A 16,452-nucleotide genomic window follows, 5' to 3' on the forward strand; every position below is an offset into this window, starting at 1 on the left:
TCATACCTCCCTCCCGTCGACGGGAGGGAGAAGGATGTGACCGGAGGCCGTTGCCGTGGAACAGACGCCAGTCCGCGCGAGGGCGTTCGCCCGCTTCCTGCCGCCGCCCGCGGTGTGCGGCTTCCTGCTCCTTCTCGGGGTGGTGTTCGCGGGCGCCTACGCGGCGGGAGCCGCCGTCGGACCCGTCGCACCCGGCATCGTGGGCCCTGCCCCGCCCGGCTCCGGGCAGGACGGGACCACTCCCGGACACCACTCGGGCGGCCACTGATGACCGCGGGAACCGGGACCGGAACCGTCACGGACCTCGTCGTGGGGGGCATGACGTGCGGAGCGTGCGTACGCCGTGTCGAGCGGAAGCTCGGCAAACTGGAGGGGGTCGCCGCAGAGGTGAACCTGGCCACCGGCCGGGCCCGGGTGACACACCCTCGTGAGGTCACCCGGGACGCCCTCGTGGCGGCGGTGGAAGCGGCCGGATACACGGCCGAGGTGCCGCGCCCCGAGCCCACGCCCGAGACCGGCCCGGATCAGAACGAAGGCACCGGGACCGACCCGGAGCGTCAACGACTCGTCGTCACAGCCCTGCTGTCCCTGCCCGTCCTGATCCTCTCCATGGTCCCGGCCGCCCAGTTCACGAACTGGCAGTGGTTGTGCCTGGCGCTGTCCGCGCCGGTGGCGGTGTGGAGTTCGTGGCCGTTCCACCGGCAGGCACTGCGGGGACTTCGTCACTCGACGGCGACGATGGACACCCTGGTCTCCCTCGGCGTCCTCGCCTCCTTCTCCTGGTCCCTCTACGCCCTCTTCCTGGGCGGTGCCGGTGAACCGGGCATGCGCATGGACTTCACCCTGCTTCCCTCGGCCGGGGACGGCATGGCCCACGTGTATCTGGAGGCGGCGGTCGGCGTACCGCTGTTCGTCCTCCTCGGACGCTTCCTGGAAGCCCGCGCCCGGCTCGGTACGGGTGAGGCGCTGCGCGCCCTCGCCGACCTGGCCGTCAAGGAGGTCACCGTCCGCCGGGGAGAAGCCGAAGTGGCCGTCCCGGTCGAGGAGCTGCGCACGGGCGACCTCTTCGTCGTACGGCCCGGTGAACGCGTCGCGACGGACGGGCAGGTCGCCGAGGGCGGTTCGGCCGTCGACCTGTCGCTGGTCACCGGGGAGTCGGAACCGGTCGAGGTCGCCCCGGGCCAGGACGTCACCGGCGGCTCGGTGAACGTCGGCGGACTGCTCGTCGTCCGCGCGACCGCCGTCGGCGAGGACACCCGGCTCGCCCGCATCACCCGCATGGTCACCGACGCCCAGGCCGGCAAGGCCCGCGCCCAGCGACTCGCCGACTCGGTGGCCGGCGTCTTCGTCCCGATCGTCCTCACCCTCTCCGCCACCGTCCTCGGCTTCTGGCTCGGTGCCGGAGGCGATCCCCAGGCCGCCGTGACCGCGTCCGTCGCCGTCCTGGTCGTCGCCTGCCCCTGCGCCCTGGGGCTCGCCACACCCACGGCGCTCATGGCGGCCACCGGCCGCGGAGCACGCCTCGGCGTCCTGGTCAGCGGCCCCCGAGCACTCGAAGGGCTCCAGCACATCGACACCGTCGTCCTCGACAAGACCGGCACCCTCACCAGCGGACACATGAGCGTCGGCCGGGTGACCGCCGCGGCCGGCGGCCTCGGCGAGGCCACCGCGGTGAAGCTCGCCGGCGCCGTCGAGGCCGGCTCCGAGCACCCGCTCGGCCGGGCGATCGCCGCCCACGCGCGCCGGTCCCCGGGCGGTGGCTCGATCCCCCGCGTCCACGACTTCCGGGCCCTCACGGGAAAGGGCGTCAGCGGCCGGGTGGGGAAGCGGACGGTCGAGGTCGTCACAGCCGAGGCGGAGGAACTGCCCGCGGAGCTGCGGACAGCACTGGAACGGGCCGAGGACGCTGCCCGTACCGCTGTCGTGGTCCGGGTGGACGGGAAGGCACAGGCCCTGCTGGAGGTCGCCGACCTGGTCCGTCCCGGCAGCTACCGGGCGGTCGACCGGCTCCGCAGGCTCGGCGTCCGCCCGGTGCTCGCCACCGGCGACCGCGCGGCCGTGGCCCGCGCCGTCGCAGAGGACCTGGGCATCGCCGAGGTCCACAGCCGCTGCACCCCCGAGGAGAAGGCCCGGCTGGTGGCCCGTCTGCGCGCGGAGGGCCGCCGCGTCGCCGTCGTCGGCGACGGTGTCAACGACGCCGCCGCCCTCGCGGGAGCCGACCTCGGCATCGCCATGGGCGGCGGTACGGACGCCGCCATCGGCGCATCCGACGTCACCCTCGTCCGCGCGGACATCGAAGCCCTCGCCGACGCCGTACGCCTCGCCCGCCGCACCCTCGCCACGATCCGCACCAACCTCGCCTGGGCCTTCGGCTACAACCTCGTCACCATGCCCCTCGCCATGGTCGGCCTGCTCAACCCCATGCTCGCCGCACTCGCCATGTCCGCCAGCTCCGTCCTGGTCGTCGCCAACAGCCTGCGACTGCGCACCTGGCGGCCCGGAGGCACGGCCGAAGCCGCCCGCCGCTCCCGTACCCGCCCGGCGGGCGCCGGCCGGCCCATGGCCGGTGCGCGATGAACACGACGCCGCCCACCGCGTGGCGCTACGACCGCGCCCGCCTCACCGACGCACTCCGCACCGGTGCCGTCGCCCTCCTCCTGGGAGTCGCGGGGATCTTCGGCCTCTCCGCCTGGGCCCTCGCGGGGCACGCGGGCAGCCCGGCCCGGATCGAGGTCCGCGAGGGCCACGTGCTGCTGCCCGCCGTCCCGGGAAGCCCCACCAACGCCTACTTCCCGGTCGTCAACACCGGTGGCGCCCCCGACCGGCTCCCGTCGGCGACGGTACGCGGCGCGTCCCCGGGGCCTGCCGAGCTCACCCGGCACCGCATGAACGAGGCCAACGGGGCCTACCGGGAACCGAACGGCCTCCTCACCGTCCCCGCCCGCACGGAGCTCGCCATGTCCCCGTTCGGCACGGCCCTCACCGTACGGGCGTCACCGCGATGGCGCCCCGGCGACCGCATCACCTTCGTCCTCACATTCGAACGCGCGGGACCGATCACGGCCGACGCGGTCGTCACCCCCCTCGGAACCGTCCCGTCACGGTGACGGGGTTTCCGCGTGACCGCGTCGGGAGACCCTGTGACGGTTCCACGAGGACCCGGCAACAGGTTTCCCCCCGAGAGCTCAGACGCGTGGCGGGTCACGGGAACCGGGGCAGCCTTTCCCCCGACCCCTGTCGTGAACCGACCGGCACGGACCGGCCCGGCACCAAGGAGCGTCCATGCCGTTCCATCGACCTGCCGCACCGGCCCTCATCGCGGCCGTCGGCCTGACCACCGCTGCCTGCGCGGGTTCACCGGAGAACGCCGACGCGAAGGCGAAGGCGACGGCCTCGGCACCGGCCTCGGGCTATCCGGTGACGCTGGAGAACTGCGGCACGAAGCAGACGTTCACCAAGGCTCCCGAGCGGGTCGTGGTCATGAACGGTGCCTCGGTCGCCGAGGTCTCCACCCTCCTCGCCCTCGGCGTCCAGGACCGGATCGTCGCCAACCAGCAGAGCTACGGCCAGTCCGAGGTCCCCGGCCGCGCCGACGCCATCAAGGCCCTGCCGAACGGCGGCACCAAGCAGAACGACGCCTTCGACATCTCCCGGGAGGCCATGCTGCGGCAGCGGCCCGACCTGGTCCTCTCCAACACCTCGTACGGCTTCAACGCCAAGAACGGTTTCGCCACCCGCGACCAGCTCAAGGCCGTGAACGCCCGCACCTACATCTCCCCGCAGGGCTGCGAGGAGGATCCGTCCCGCACGACCCTCCAGGACAGCGACACCCTGCTGCGGGAGATGGGCAAGGTGTTCGGAGACGAGGACAAGGCCGAGAAGATCATCGCCGGCTCCCGGAAGCGGATCGCCGACATCTCCGCCAAGGTCGAAGGCGAGCCCAAGCCCAAGACCATGGTCCTCTTCTCGAACATGTCCATGCGAGCCAACGAGTTCAGCGCGGTCGTCGCCAAAGGCGTCGACAACGACATCCTCGCCAAGGCGGGCGGCACCAACGCCTTCGAGCCCGCCTCCGACACCTCCTTCGCCGACCTGAGCAAGGAGAAGGTCGCAGCCACCGACGTCGAAGCCCTCGTCGTCATCGCCTACAACGACCCGAACGTCACCGCCTACGCCCAGAAGCTGCTCAAGTAGTTCCCCCAGTGGACGGCCTCGAAGAAGAACACGTACGTGGTGCTGTCCGACTCGATGTACCCCGGCCCCAGCAACGACCTCGCCGTGGAGAAGGTCGCCGAGGTGCTGCACCCCGAGGCGTTCTGAGAACTCCGGGCCTCCTCGCGATCGCGGCTGTCCTTTCCGCGGCGCTCGTCGCGGCCATGATCGTGGCGATCAGCGCCTCATCACCCTGGGCGGCATCGGACTCGGCGGCACGGGCGTGGCCGGTGCGGCGTTCCTCGGCGCGCTGCTGGCCGGCGCCGCCGTCTTCGCCCTCGGCCGCCGCCGGGGCCGGATCGCGCCCACCCGCCTCGTCCTCGCCGGAGTCGCCGTCGGCTACGTACTGCTCTCCACCACCAGCTTCGTCCAGCTGTGGGCGACACCCACCGAGCTGCGCACGGTGAGGTTCTGGATGCTCGGCAGCGTCGCGGGAGCCCAGTGGAACCAGATCCCCGTCGTCGCGGCCGTGGTCCTCGTCTGCACCGCCCTGCTCACCGGCTCGGTCATCGCCGTCGTCGGCTCCATCGGCTTCGTCGGCCTGATGATCCCCCACCTGGTCCGTCTCACCACCGGCTCCGACCACCGGCGCCTGCTGCCCCTGACCGCACTCCTCGGCGCGGTCTACCTCGTCCTGGTCGACCTGCTCTCCCGCACCGTCATCCGACCCAGTGAACTGCCCCTGGGCATCCTCACCGCCCTGCTCGGAGCACCGTTCTTCCTCTGGCTGCTGCGCCGCAACACAATGATGGACACCGCATGAAGCCGACCGTCGACAACGTCTGGCTCGCCCTCGCCGGCACCCCCGTCCTGCGCGGCACCGCACTCGACGCCCACCCCCGGCGAGATCGTCGGCCTCGTCGGTCCCAACGGCAGCGGCAAACCCACCCTCCTCCTGGACCTGATCCGCTCCACTGGCGTCACCACCCTGGCCGTCCTGCACGACCTCGATCTCGCAGCCCGCCTCTGCGACCGCCTCGTCGTCCTCCACGAGGGCAGGGCCGTAGGAGCGGGGCCCGTACTCGACGTCCTCACCCCCCGGCTCCTCCGCGAGGTCTTCGACGCCGAGGCCCACGCCGAACGCCACCAGGACGACGTGATCCGAATCGCGTACGCCGCGGCCCCGCTCGTCCAACGAGAGACCCGTGAAGAGGGGTAGGGCGAGTTCACACGGCACGCGTGGGCCGTTCCGGCGAAGCCGTCGGCAAAGGAGAGGCTGCGCAATCCTCGTCCGGTCTTCGCACACAGTGCCCGTAGTGCACATCGGGAATGTCGTTGATGGGACGTAGAGGTGCTCTGACCTGGGATTTCCCTTAACCTGTTTTGCGTAGATCCTATTCTTGTGACGCATCATGTGGAGTGCGTGGCGATTCTGGAGCCTGTTGAGAAGGGCCGCTGACCTGCGGTTTGCCGAGTATGGATGGCAGGTGTGCACGGCGGGTGTCTCGTGGGCTTCGGCGCCCCGTCCGGTTCGGTGAGGTGGGAAGGGCGGGGCGCTCTCGTCGAGGTCGTCGTCAGCGGTTGGCTGTCAGGAGTGCTCGGGCGCGGTGGACGAGTGCCTGGCGCACCTCGTCGGGGGACAGCACGGTGAGGGGTGTGGCCAGGCCGAGGAGGTAGTCGGCGAGGCAGTCGACGCTGTTGCCGCCGATCCGGACCACGGTGGCTTCGGGGCCGTCGGGGCTGTGCGTGCCGATGGTGGGCGGGATTCTTCGCAGGGCGTGGTCCAGGGGCAGCGGAAGGCGGATCGTCGTACAGACCGGATAGACGACGCTTGCCATCCCGTCGGAGACCAGGGCCGCGGCGCCGGGCGGGTCGGTCAGATCGGCCGCATCGGCGGTGGGACGCACGCTCACCACCCGGTCGGCGCGGAAGGTGCGCCACTGCCGCTTGGTGACGTCCCGGGCGACCAGGTACCAGCGCATGCCGGTGTGGACCAGGCGGTACGGGTCGACGGCCCGCACGGAGGCCCGGCCGGCGTGGTCGCGGTAGGAGAGGGTGGTGCGCAGCGCGCCGTGGCAGGCCCGCGCGAGTTCCAGCAGTACGAGCGAGTCGATCTGCGGTTCGCCGGAGCGAGGGGTGTGTTCGAGGGCGCCGTCCAGCGCGCTCAGCCGGTCCGAGAGGCGTGCGGGGAGGCTCTGGCGGAGTTTGAGCAGAGCGGCGAGGGCCGCCTGCCCGGTGCCGAGGACTCCGCTGAGCGCGGCCTCGCGCAGGGCGACGGCGACGGCCAGGGCCTCCTCGTCGTCCAGGACCAGCGGCGGCGTCCGGGCACCGGGGCCGAGCCGGTAGCCGCCCCAGGGGCCGGGCGCGGACTCGACTCCGTAACCGAGGTCCCGCAGCCGGGCGACGTCCCGGCGGACCGTGCGGTCGGTGACCGCCATGCGCTCGGCCAGTTCACGGCAGGTCCATTCGGGGCGCGCGGACAGCAACGACACCAGGCGCAACAGACGGGAAGAGGTCCTGATCACGATCGGTCAGTCTTCCGTACGACCAGGACAGGCCCTGTCCGGGTCGTGGCCTACGGTCCCCTCTCATGAACACACCGGAGATCCGTATGCTTTCCGTCGACTTCGACTGCCTCGACCCGGCCGAACAGGCCCGCTTCTACGGCGCGGCCCTGGACCTGCCCGTGCTGTACCGCAGCGACGACTACGTCCTGCTGGGACGGGCGGGAGCGCCCGGACTCGGCTTCGTCCGCCAGGAGGGCTTCCGGCCCCCGGCCTGGCCCGACCCCGCCCACAGCAAGCAGGCCCACCTCGAACTGGGTGTCGACGACCTGGACGCCGCGCAGGAGAGGATGCTCGCCCTGGGTGCCGTCCTGCCCGCCTTCCAGCCGCAGCCCGACGCGTGGCGGGTGCTCCTGGACCCGGCGGGCCATCCCTTCTGCCTGGCGACACACGGAATCTGAGCCCGTCCCGCAGCCGGCGTGTCGTCGGTACGTCAGCACCAACGCGTACGGGGGCAGTTCCACCCGCCGCCACCACCGCCACCGCCACCGCCGCCGTCCGACGAGCCACCCGACCCGCCCGGCAGTCCGTTCGGGAAAGCGCTGTTGCGGTGCCGGTCACCGGGGAACGGATCGCGGTAGTCGGGGTCGCCGTCGTCGTCCCGGTCGGGCAGGCTCGGCCGATCGCCGTCCTCCCCGTCGGGAGCGGGGCAGCCGTTGTCCGGGTGGGTCAGTTCGAGTGTCACCCACAGGTCGACGGTGACGTCCCGGCCCTTCGCCGGGTCGGTCACGCACACCCGCCAGTCGTCGTACTCCCCCTCGTCGGGGAGCTGGTCGTTGACGTACGCCGCGGACGCCATGACGTGGTCGGCCGGTACGGTCCCGAGGGCGGCGACCTCCTTGTGCGCCGTCCTCCACGTCTTCCGGATCAGGTCCGGCATCGTCGGCCACGGGACCGCGCCCCCGTCCTCCCGGGGACACGGGGCGCCCTTCTTCACCGCGCCGAAGTCGATCGTTTTCGTGCCGGACGAGGTCCAGCCGGTGCGCTGGAAGCAGACGGTCCAGTTGAGCCGCATCCAGATGCTCTTGTCCTGGTCCGACGCGTCGTGCTCGTCCACGCCGAAACCAGCGGCCTCCGCGGCTTCCCGCGCGTCGTCCAGGGACATCCCCCGGTAGTCCTTCGCCGTGGGGCGGGGCTCGGCGGTCGGCGACGGCGAGGGCGACGGAGACGGAGACGTCCGGGCCGGGATGCCCGCCGTGCCCGCGCCCGCCGTGCCCGTGCCCACCGCGGCTTTCCCGTCCGGCCGTGCCGCGGTGCCCCGGGTTCCGTCCTCGGGCTGGTCCGGGGCGACCGAGCCGAGCAGCGCGAACGCCGCCACCGTGGCGACCACCTTCGTGCCCCGGCTCCAGGAACCGTCCTTCCAGACCAGGACGACGGCGACGACCATCACCGCGAATCCCAGATACGGGCTGATCAGCCCCAGTACGGGGACGGCGAGGAAGAACCCGGCGCGGGCGCGGACGGTCTGCCACCAGCGGGCGCGGGGAGCCGCCGGATCCGGCGACGGGCGGGAAGGAGCGGACGGGCGTTGCATGGGCGGTGTCTTCTCTGGCGCTGGGGCATGACGGCCCGCGAGGTCCTTCGGGACGTCTGTCGAGCGACCGCATCGTACAAAGTGCGCAAGGCGCCGGTCGCGTGGCATCGGCGCCGGCCGTCCGGGAGGCCGCCGGGCTCGGCGGAGAACCGCCCGGCCGTGATCGCGGGGGCGGCTGCCGTTCCGCGACGGAGGGAACGCTGTGCACGGGGAGATCGGGGGACGGGGTGAACCGCCTGGTCAGGCCCGGTTCTCCGCGCTCCTCGTCCCGCGGTTTTCCGCAGGGAGGGCCCGGTGGTCTCCCGTTCGCCTCTCCGGTGGGGTCGGGTCGGTGGCGTAGGCGCGCAGGAACATGTCCAGCAGTTTGTCGATCGCGGTTTCGTCGACCGGTCTGGTCGTGAGCAGGTGGCGGTAGTAGAGGCCGCCGCACAGGATTTCGGTGGCGAAGGCCAGGTCCGTGTCGGCGCGCAGTTCGCCGGTGTCCCGGCCGCGGGCGATGCGGTCCAGGGTGCGCTGCTCGACGGTCCGCAGGAAGCGCTCGTCCAGGGCGGCGCGGAGGGAGGGGTCGGACTGGGCCTCGGCGATGACGGCGCGGTAGACCGGTCCGATCGGCGGTTCGGACAGGGCCGCGGCGGAGCGGACGAACTGTTCGCGCAGGTCGCGGCGGACGTCGCCGGTGTCGCGGTGGTCCAGGTCCGTGGTCCATGCGCGGTTGAGGGCGTCCATCAGCAGCGCCGCCTTGGACGGCCAGCGCCGGTAGATCGTGTGCTTTCCGACCCCGGCCCGGCGTGCGATGGCCTCGATGCTCAGGCCCGCGTATCCGACCTCGGCCGCCAGGTCGAGCGTCACCTGGAGCAGTGCGTCGGTGCGTGCGGTGCCCCGGCGCCGTGGGGGCGGGGGTGTGTTCGGCATGGGTCGGATCCTAACGGCACGCACCATGCCGTTGACACGGCGCGGGTGGGGAAGCAGGATGATCACCCGAACGGCACGCACCGTGCTGTTCCGTACCGGGGGTGGACCCCCGCCGACGAGGAGGGGCGGCCCGTCGAGCGCGGCACCGTGCGCATGCGGACCGGCGCGTCCGGCAACCGCCGCCGGACCGGAGGCCCGCTTCCCGGACGCGCCTCCCGGACGTGCCTCCCGGGGCACGCGGGGCGCCCGGTCGCTCCACACCCCGTTCGTCATTCATCCGCACCCCTCAAGGAGCCGCCGTGAAGGTCACCACCTCGACCCTCTCCCTCACCGTCGCCGACGTGGACGCCTCGCGTGAGTTCTTCTGCGCCCACCTCGGTTACGAAGTCGCCATGGCCGCCGACGGCTTCGCCTCGCTCACCCGGGGCGAGGCCGACGCCGCCGCCGACATCGTGCTGCTCCGCACCGGCGCCGAGGTCCTCCCGCCCGAGCAGCGGGACCGGCAGGCCGGCGGCCTGATCCTGGCGCTCACCGTCAGCGGCCTCGACGCCGAGGAGCGCCGACTGCGCGAGGCCGGCGCGCCGATCACGATGCCGCTGCGCGAAGAGCCCTGGGGCGAGCGGCTGTTCCAGATGACGGACCCGAACGGCATCGTCGTCCAGCTCGTCGAGTGGGTCACCCCGGCCGACCCCTCCGCGTAGCGGCGCGACCCGGAGACGGGCGGGCTTCCGGCCGGTTTCCACCGGTCGGGGCGGAGTGCTCCCGGAAGGGGCTCCCGAATCCGGGTGACGGGACGAGGGACGTCCGGGAGTCCCGGAAGCCATCCGTGGCATGCTCGTTCCATGACGGGTAGCCGCGACGAGTTGGACGTGCCTGAGCCGGGAACCAGCGGCTTCGGGGGAGCCACCGCGCTCTCCCGCACGGCCGGTGAGGGCTCCGTCTTCTCGTCGAGCCGCTACGTGGCCCGCCGGCAGCCGACGGTGACGGCCCCGGGCACGCGCCCGCCCGTCCTCACGGAGTCCGCGATCCAGGAGATGCTCGACGGGCTGCCCGGTTCCGCGATCTTCCTCGTGCCGCTGTACGGGGCGGACGGCGGCGTCGAGGACTTCCGGGTCGCGGCGGCCTCGCCCGACGCGCTGGACATCGGGGGCCGCAGGGGCAAGGGGCTGGTGGGACTCAGCGTCCTGGAGACGTACCCGAGCGTGCTCGGCACGGACCTGTGGCGCGGCTACCTGGAAGCGCTGGAGAACGGCGTCCGCTACGAAGGAGAGCCCTTCGAGTACGAGGAAGTGCTCGCCGGCATCCCCCGCCTCTCCCGGTTCGCCGTCCGCGCGTCCGCCTGCCAGGGCGGCCTGATCGTCTCCTGGGTGCGCCTCGACAGCGGCGAGCGCGAGCAGCGCCGCCTGGAGGTGATGCAGCGCCTGGGCAACATGGGCTGGGCCAACTGGGACCTCGTCCGGAACGCCATCACCTGGTCGGAACAGGTCTACGACATCTTCGCCCGCGACCCCTCCCTCGGCCCCGTGACCCTGGAGGAGCTGCCCGGGCACGTCCTGGCCGAGGACCTGCCCGCCCTGGGCGACGAGGTGCGCCGGCTCCTCGGGGACGGGCAGCCCATCGACCACACCTTCCGCATCACCACCCCCCGCGGCGAGGTCCGGCACCTCCGGATCGTCGCGGAGGCCGAGGCGGACGCCCACGGCGCACCGGTCGAGGTCCACGGCTTCTTCCAGGACCTCACCGCCGTGAAGCGGACCAAGGAGCAGCTCCTCGAACGCGAACGGGCCGCCCTGGCGCAGCAGGAGACGCTGGCGACCGAGCGCGTCCTCGCCGCCCGGCTCCAGCACGCCCTGCTGCCCCTTCCCCAGCAGTCGCTGCGCCTCGCCGGCCTCACCGTCGACGTCGCCTACCACCCCCTCCAGCAAGGACTCAACGTCGGGGGCGACTGGTACAGCGCCATCGAACTGCCCGACGGCAGCGCCCTGCTCGTCGTCGGCGACGTCGCCGGCCACGGGCTCGACGCCGTGGCCACGATGGCCCAGCTCCGCTTCACCGCCAAGGGCATGGCCATCACCGGCACCCCGCTCGCCGCGATCCTCGCCCGGCTCAACACCCTCCTGTGGCACAGCGCCGACCGCGCCTACAGCACCGCCACGATGATCATGGGCCGGTACGAGCCCTCCTCCGGCATCCTCACCTGGGTCCAGGCCGGCCACCTGCCGCCCCTGCTCCTGCGCGACGGCGAGGCCCGGTACCTGCCGTCGCCCCGTGGCGTCCTCCTGGGCGCCACGACCGCGCCCCGCTACGACTCGTCCGCCATCCCCCTGCTGCCCGGCGACCACCTGCTGTTCTTCACCGACGGCCTGGTCGAGGCCCCGGGCGTCCTCCTCGACGACGGCCTCGCCCACCTGGCCCGCACGGTCGCCGGGCTCGGCGACGGCCCACGGCCCCTGGACGACATCCTGGGCGCCCTCGTCGACCCGGCCGCCCGCCGCGACGACATCTGCGTCCTGCACGTCAGCGTCTGAGGGGACCGGCCGACCCCGGGCGTCCGACGGAGCCCACCGGCCCCACGGGACCGGAAGGACCCCTCGTCCTCCACGCGAACCTCGTCTCCGACCTCGCGGTCGACCCCGAGGAGCGCGGGGTGCTCCGCGCCTGGGCGGAACAGGCGCCCCGGGAGGCGTGGCCGCTGCGGCCCGGCGACGTCCTGGTGTCCCCGGCGCCCCGTACGCCTCCGCGGCGGCGGCCGAGGCCGCCCTCGACGTGACCGGCGGGCCCGGAGGGCTGTGGGGCGTCGAGGAACGGATCGACGCCGCCCGGTCGGTGAGCATCCAGATGGAGACCGGGCCCGGCGGGACGAAGGCGCTGTTCAGCGGCGGGATGCGGACCGTGGACGGCGCCTTCACCGGTTACCTCTCGCCCCTGCCCGCCCCGGCGGCGCGCGTCGCGGCCACCCTGGAGGCCTGGGGGCACGCCCTGGGCGGCCTCCTCGCGGCGCGCGGGTACGCCGGGCCCTTCGGCCTCGACGCGATGGTGACGCCCGACGGCGAGGTCTTCGCGGGGGAGAGGAACGTGCGGCGCACGGCCACGACCACTCCGCGGGCCATGGTGGCCCGGCTCGCCGCCCGGTCGGGAGCCGGCGACCCGGCCTGGGCGACGGGCAAGGTGCGGCCCCGGCCCCGTACCCCTTCGCCGCGACCGTCGAGCGGCTGCACCGCGAACGGCTCGCCTACGACCCCGTACGCGGCGAGGGGATCGTCCTGTACGCCGGACCGCCACCCGACGGCCTGACCCGGCGTTACGCGGCGATCGCCGGCGACCACGCGGGCGTGGCGCGGTACGAGGAGCTGCTGCGGGCCGCCCGGGCCTCCGCCCCGGGCGGCTCTACGGCTCGATCAGGCCCACCCGGATCGCGTACCGGGTGAGTTCGAGGCGGTCGCGCATGCCCAGCTTCTGGAGCAGGTTGGCCCGGTGCCGCTCGACGGTCTTGGGGCTGATGACGAGGAGGTCCGCGATCTCCTTCGAGCTGTGCCCCTCCGCGACGAGCTTGAGGATCTCCTCCTCGCGTTCGGTCACCGCCTTGTCCGGCAGGGGCCTGCCCTGCTCCGCCCGGTCGAGGTAGGTGCGGATCAGGGCGGTCTCGGCGCCGGGGTAGATGAACGGCTCGTCGCGCACCGCCGCCCGGCACGCCTCCACCAGGTCCCGGTCGGCCACGGACTTCAGGACGTAACCGCTCGCCCCGGCCTTGAGCGCCTCGAAGAAGTACTGCTCGTTGTCGTACATGGTGAGGATCAGGATCCTCAGCTCCGGCTGGAGGCGGCTGAGTTCGCGGGCCGCCTGGAGCCCCGTCCGGCGGGGCATGGAGATGTCGAGGACGGCCAGGTCGATCCGCTCGGAGCGGGCCAGGGCGACGGCCTCCGCCCCGTCCGCGGCCTCGGCGACGACGGTGAGGTCCGGCTCGGCGTCGAGGATCAGCCGCACCCCGTTGCGCACCAGGGCGTGGTCGTCCGCGAGCAGGACGCGGGTCGGTTCCGCTGCGGTCACGACGCCGCCCTCCTCGCGTCGCCGGTCATGACGTCCCCTCTTCGCGGTGCCACCGGTCACGGCGTTCCCTTCTCCGGTCCGCCCTCCGGACCCTTCTCCGGTCCGTCCTGCGGACCCTTGTCCGGCCCGTCCTCCGGTCCGTCCTGCGGACCCTTCTCCGGTTCATCCTCCGGTCCGTCCTGCGGACCCTTCTCCAGTTCGTCCTCCGCCTCGATACGGCGTGCCCCCGCGCCGCCCGTCGTGCCCAGACGGACCTCCGTCCCCCCGGTCCGGCCGCCACGCACCGTCAGTTCCGCGCCGATCAGCAGGGCCCGCTCGCGCATGCCCCGCAGCCCGGCGCCCTCGGGCGCGTTCCCGATGCCCCGGCCGTCGTCCCGTACGAGCAGGCCCACCCCGCCCCCGGGCAGCAGCCGCAGCCACAGGTCGACGCGGCTCGCGCCGGAGTGGCGGGCCGTGTTGGTCAGGCCCTCCTGCGCCACCCGGTAGAGCACGAGCTCCGTCTCGTGGTCGAGCTTCGGCAGACCGGCCTCGATGTGCGGCCGCACCGTCAGACCGCGCGTGGAGAACTCCGACGCCAGCGACCTGAGCGCGCTGTGCAGGCCCAGCTCCTCCAGGACGCCCGGCCGCAGCCGGCGCGCCATCCGCCGGATCTCGTCGAGGCTGCCCCGGGTGGTCTCCTGCGCCTGGAGCAGCTCGGCCCGCAGGTCGGCGGGGGCGTGGTCGGCGGAGTGCTTCAGCTGGAGCAGGACGGCGGTGAGGGTCTGCCCCACCTCGTCGTGCAGCTCCTGCGCGATCCGCCGGCGCTCGGCCTCCTGGGCGGAGAGCACCCGGGCACTGCTCGCGGCCCGCTCGGCCTCCAGCCGGTCGAGCATCGTGTTGAACGTACGGGTCAGGTCCGCGATCTCGCCCCGGCCCGCCACCTCCGCGCGCCGGCCGGGCCGCAGCAGGTCCGCCGTCCGCATCACCCGGGTGAGGCGCTGGAGCGGCGCGAGGCCCACCCGCAGCAGGAAGGCGTTGGCCACGAGCATCGCCACCAGGCCGGCCACGAGGACGAACGCCTCGCCGACGAGGACCGGGGTGGAGACCGTGACGGGGCCGAAGAGCAGCAGCACGGCGACGACCAGGATCGCGGCGTTCAGCAGGAAGAGGCGCCAGTACAGCGACACCGTCCCGCCTCTCCCCGTGCGCACCGCGCGCCCTCCGGCCCGCGGCGGGACCCGTGTCCCGCCTCATCCTGACCGGTTTGTCGGTGTTCTGTCCATCCGTGCTGACACCCATGTTCCGCGTCTCCGCGCGGATGGCACCATAACGGGGCCGCGGGGCGCGGGACGGCGCCGTTCCCCCCGTGGCGCACCCCTTTCCACGACAGGCCGGCGACCGGCCCCGACCGGCCGCGGCCGGTCACGACGACAGGAGGCGACGGGCCAGTGCCTGCCCCACGGACCAGAACGACACCCCTGCCCGGAATCGGAGTCCAGTACGACTTCACGACGCGCGAACACCAGCACCTCTCGGTCATCGCGCACCGCGACGGAACGCGGACGGTGAACGTCTACCGGGCCGACGACCCCGACGCCTGCGCCCAGTCCCTCCACCTCACCGAGGGGGAGACGGCCTCCCTGATCGACGCGCTGATGCCCGCGCACCACAGCCCCAACGTCCTGCACACCACGGACCTGGGACTCGTCGCCGAGCGGATCGAGCTGTCCGCCCACTCGTACTGGAACGGGCGCGTGCTCGGCGACACCCGGATGCGCACCGAGGCGGGCGCGTCCGTCGTCGCCGTACTGCGCCGCTCCGGGGCGATCCCGTCCCCGGCGCCGGACTTCCGGCTCGCGGGCGGCGACACGCTCATCGTGATCGGCACCCGCGAGGGCGTCGACGCCGCGGCCGCGATTCTCGGACGGGAGTGAGGCGAAGGTGCATTCCGCTGTCTTCCTGATCGAGTTCGGCGCCATCATCCTCGGCCTGGGCCTGCTCGGCCGCTTCGCGGCCCGGTTCAGCTTCTCCCCGATCCCGCTCTACCTCCTCGCGGGCCTCGCCTTCGGCAACGGCGGTCTGCTGCCGCTCGGCGCCAGCGAGGAGTTCATCGCCATCGGCGCCGAGATCGGGGTCATCCTCCTGCTCCTGATGCTCGGCCTGGAGTACACGGCGAGCGACCTCGTCTCCAACCTCAAGACCCAGTACCCGGCCGGGCTCGTCGACTTCACCCTCAACGCCCTGCCGGGCGCCGTCGCCGCGCTGCTGCTCGGCTGGGGGCCGGTCGCCGCCGTCGTCCTGGCGGGCGTCACCTGGATCTCCTCGTCCGGAGTCATCGCCAAGGTCCTCGGCGACCTCGGACGCCTGGGCAACCGCGAGACCCCGGTGATCCTCAGCATCCTGGTCCTCGAAGACCTGTCGATGGCCGTCTACCTGCCCATCGTCACGGCCCTGCTCGCCGGCGTCGGCCTCGCCGCCGGCAGCGTGACGCTCGCCATCGCCCTGGGCGTGGCCGGGCTCGTGCTCTTCCTCGCCCTGCGGTACGGGCGCCTGATCTCCCGGTTCGTCTCCAGCGACGACCCCGAGAAGCTGCTCCTGGTCGTCCTCGGCCTGACCCTGCTCGTCGCCGGTGTCGCCCAGCAGCTCCAGGTCTCCGCCGCCGTCGGCGCGTTCCTCGTCGGCATCGCCCTCTCCGGCGAGGTCGCGGAGGGCGCCCACACCCTGCTGAGCCCGCTGCGCGACCTGTTCGCCGCGGTCTTCTTCGTCTTCTTCGGTCTGCACACCGACCCCGCCAGCATCCCGCCGGTCATCCTGCCGGCGCTCGCCCTGGCGATCGTCACCGCGCTGACCAAGATCGCCACCGGGTACTGGGCCGCGCGCCGGGCCGGGATCGGGGTCAAGGGCCGCTGGCGGGCCGGCGGCACGCTGGTCGCGCGCGGCGAGTTCTCCATCGTCATCGCCGGACTGGCCGTCAGCGCCGGCGTCCAGCCGCAGATGGGGCCCTTCGCCACCGCCTACGTCCTGGTCCTCGTCGTGATCGGGCCGCTCACCGCCCGCTTCACCGAGCCGATAGCCGCCTACGTCGCCCGTCGCCGGGGCACGCCGACGACCCCGGTCGCGGGAGACGGGGCGACGGCCGCGGAGCCCGTCACGGACCTCACGAAGGCCGGCAGCGGCGACGTGGAGGCGGGCAGCGGGGCGCCCGGCCGCGTCTGACGCCACGTCGTGGGTACGGGAAAGGCCCGGGGGCGACCTCCCCCGGGC

The 16,452-nt window shown here is 73.1% G+C and carries 16 protein-coding genes and 2 pseudogenes; 13 read left to right on the forward strand and 5 right to left on the reverse strand.

Annotated features, from left to right (window positions below):
- Positions 1-55 precede the first annotated feature (55 nt).
- The 6 genes and pseudogenes from OO47_RS00405 to OO47_RS37540 form a co-directional block, all read left to right on the forward strand.
- Positions 56-268, forward strand: a complete 213-nt coding sequence (locus OO47_RS00405; RefSeq protein WP_033207514.1) for a hypothetical protein — start codon at positions 56-58, stop codon at positions 266-268.
- Positions 268-2,577 (forward strand): heavy metal translocating P-type ATPase, encoded by a 2,310-nt coding sequence (locus OO47_RS00410; protein WP_030211380.1) that lies wholly within the window; start codon positions 268-270, stop codon positions 2,575-2,577. Before OO47_RS00405 ends, OO47_RS00410 begins: the two co-directional genes overlap by 1 nt.
- A complete protein-coding gene (locus tag OO47_RS00415) occupies positions 2,574-3,107 on the forward strand; it encodes a copper chaperone PCu(A)C (protein WP_030211382.1) in 534 nt (177 codons plus the stop codon). Before OO47_RS00410 ends, OO47_RS00415 begins: the two co-directional genes overlap by 4 nt.
- Positions 3,108-3,282: 175 nt before the next feature.
- Positions 3,283-4,320 (forward strand): annotated as a pseudogene (locus tag OO47_RS33200) (ABC transporter substrate-binding protein).
- A gap of 115 nt (positions 4,321-4,435) precedes the next feature.
- Complete coding sequence (locus tag OO47_RS00425) at positions 4,436-4,975, forward strand: FecCD family ABC transporter permease (RefSeq protein WP_456114891.1); 540 nt, start codon at positions 4,436-4,438, stop codon at positions 4,973-4,975.
- A gap of 129 nt (positions 4,976-5,104) precedes the next feature.
- Positions 5,105-5,371, forward strand: a pseudogene (locus tag OO47_RS37540) (ABC transporter ATP-binding protein); the annotation flags it as partial.
- Positions 5,372-5,726: 355 nt separating this feature from the next.
- Here OO47_RS37540 and OO47_RS00430 read toward each other — a convergent pair.
- Positions 5,727-6,677, reverse strand: a complete 951-nt coding sequence (locus OO47_RS00430) for a helix-turn-helix transcriptional regulator (protein ID WP_033207517.1) — start codon at positions 6,675-6,677, stop codon at positions 5,727-5,729.
- 86 nt (positions 6,678-6,763) lie between these two features.
- Here OO47_RS00430 and OO47_RS00435 point away from each other — a divergent pair, with 86 nt between their 5' ends.
- Entirely contained in the window at positions 6,764-7,117 is a 354-nt protein-coding gene (locus OO47_RS00435) for a VOC family protein (protein WP_234323041.1), read from the forward strand.
- 32 nt (positions 7,118-7,149) lie between these two features.
- Here the strand turns inward: OO47_RS00435 and OO47_RS36735 are convergent, their stop codons facing one another.
- Both OO47_RS36735 and OO47_RS00445 read right to left on the reverse strand, forming a co-directional pair.
- The gene (locus tag OO47_RS36735; protein WP_051715765.1) at positions 7,150-8,250 is read right to left on the reverse strand and encodes a hypothetical protein; all 1,101 of its coding nucleotides are present in this window, start codon (positions 8,248-8,250) and stop codon (positions 7,150-7,152) included.
- Positions 8,251-8,490: 240 nt separating this feature from the next.
- A complete protein-coding gene (locus OO47_RS00445; protein WP_078489407.1) occupies positions 8,491-9,162 on the reverse strand; it encodes a TetR/AcrR family transcriptional regulator in 672 nt (223 codons plus the stop codon).
- Positions 9,163-9,461: 299 nt separating this feature from the next.
- On the opposite strand from OO47_RS00445, the gene OO47_RS00450 reads away from it, so the two are divergent.
- The 4 genes from OO47_RS00450 (at position 9,462) to OO47_RS38695 (ending at position 12,590) form a co-directional block, all read left to right on the forward strand.
- On the forward strand, positions 9,462-9,863 hold the full coding sequence (locus OO47_RS00450) for a VOC family protein (RefSeq protein ID WP_030211394.1): 402 nt from the start codon (positions 9,462-9,464) through the stop codon (positions 9,861-9,863).
- 141 nt (positions 9,864-10,004) lie between these two features.
- Positions 10,005-11,690: a PP2C family protein-serine/threonine phosphatase gene (locus tag OO47_RS00455; RefSeq protein ID WP_167345328.1), complete on the forward strand. Its 1,686-nt coding sequence runs from the start codon at positions 10,005-10,007 to the stop codon at positions 11,688-11,690.
- A 157-nt stretch (positions 11,691-11,847) separates the two neighbouring features.
- On the forward strand, positions 11,848-12,456 hold the full coding sequence (locus tag OO47_RS00460; protein ID WP_030211399.1) for a hypothetical protein: 609 nt from the start codon (positions 11,848-11,850) through the stop codon (positions 12,454-12,456).
- Positions 12,426-12,590, forward strand: a complete 165-nt coding sequence (locus OO47_RS38695; protein WP_407696258.1) for a hypothetical protein — start codon at positions 12,426-12,428, stop codon at positions 12,588-12,590. Before OO47_RS00460 ends, OO47_RS38695 begins: the two co-directional genes overlap by 31 nt.
- Here the strand turns inward: OO47_RS38695 and OO47_RS00465 are convergent.
- A complete protein-coding gene (locus OO47_RS00465) occupies positions 12,550-13,209 on the reverse strand; it encodes a response regulator (protein WP_030211401.1) in 660 nt (219 codons plus the stop codon). The genes OO47_RS38695 and OO47_RS00465 overlap by 41 nt on opposite strands.
- Positions 13,210-13,265: 56 nt before the next feature.
- Entirely contained in the window at positions 13,266-14,375 is a 1,110-nt protein-coding gene (locus OO47_RS00470; protein WP_078489408.1) for a sensor histidine kinase, read from the reverse strand.
- A 261-nt stretch (positions 14,376-14,636) separates the two neighbouring features.
- Between OO47_RS00470 and OO47_RS00475 the strand changes: the two genes are divergently transcribed.
- A complete protein-coding gene (locus tag OO47_RS00475) occupies positions 14,637-15,122 on the forward strand; it encodes a cation:proton antiporter regulatory subunit (protein WP_030211405.1) in 486 nt (161 codons plus the stop codon).
- 7 nt (positions 15,123-15,129) lie between these two features.
- Positions 15,130-16,404: a cation:proton antiporter gene (locus OO47_RS00480; RefSeq protein WP_033207520.1), complete on the forward strand. Its 1,275-nt coding sequence runs from the start codon at positions 15,130-15,132 to the stop codon at positions 16,402-16,404.
- The last annotated feature ends 48 nt before the right edge of the window (positions 16,405-16,452 follow it).

This window comes from Streptomyces bikiniensis, from assembly GCF_000716625.1.
GTDB classification, from domain to species: Bacteria; Actinomycetota; Actinomycetes; order Streptomycetales; family Streptomycetaceae; genus Streptomyces; species Streptomyces bikiniensis.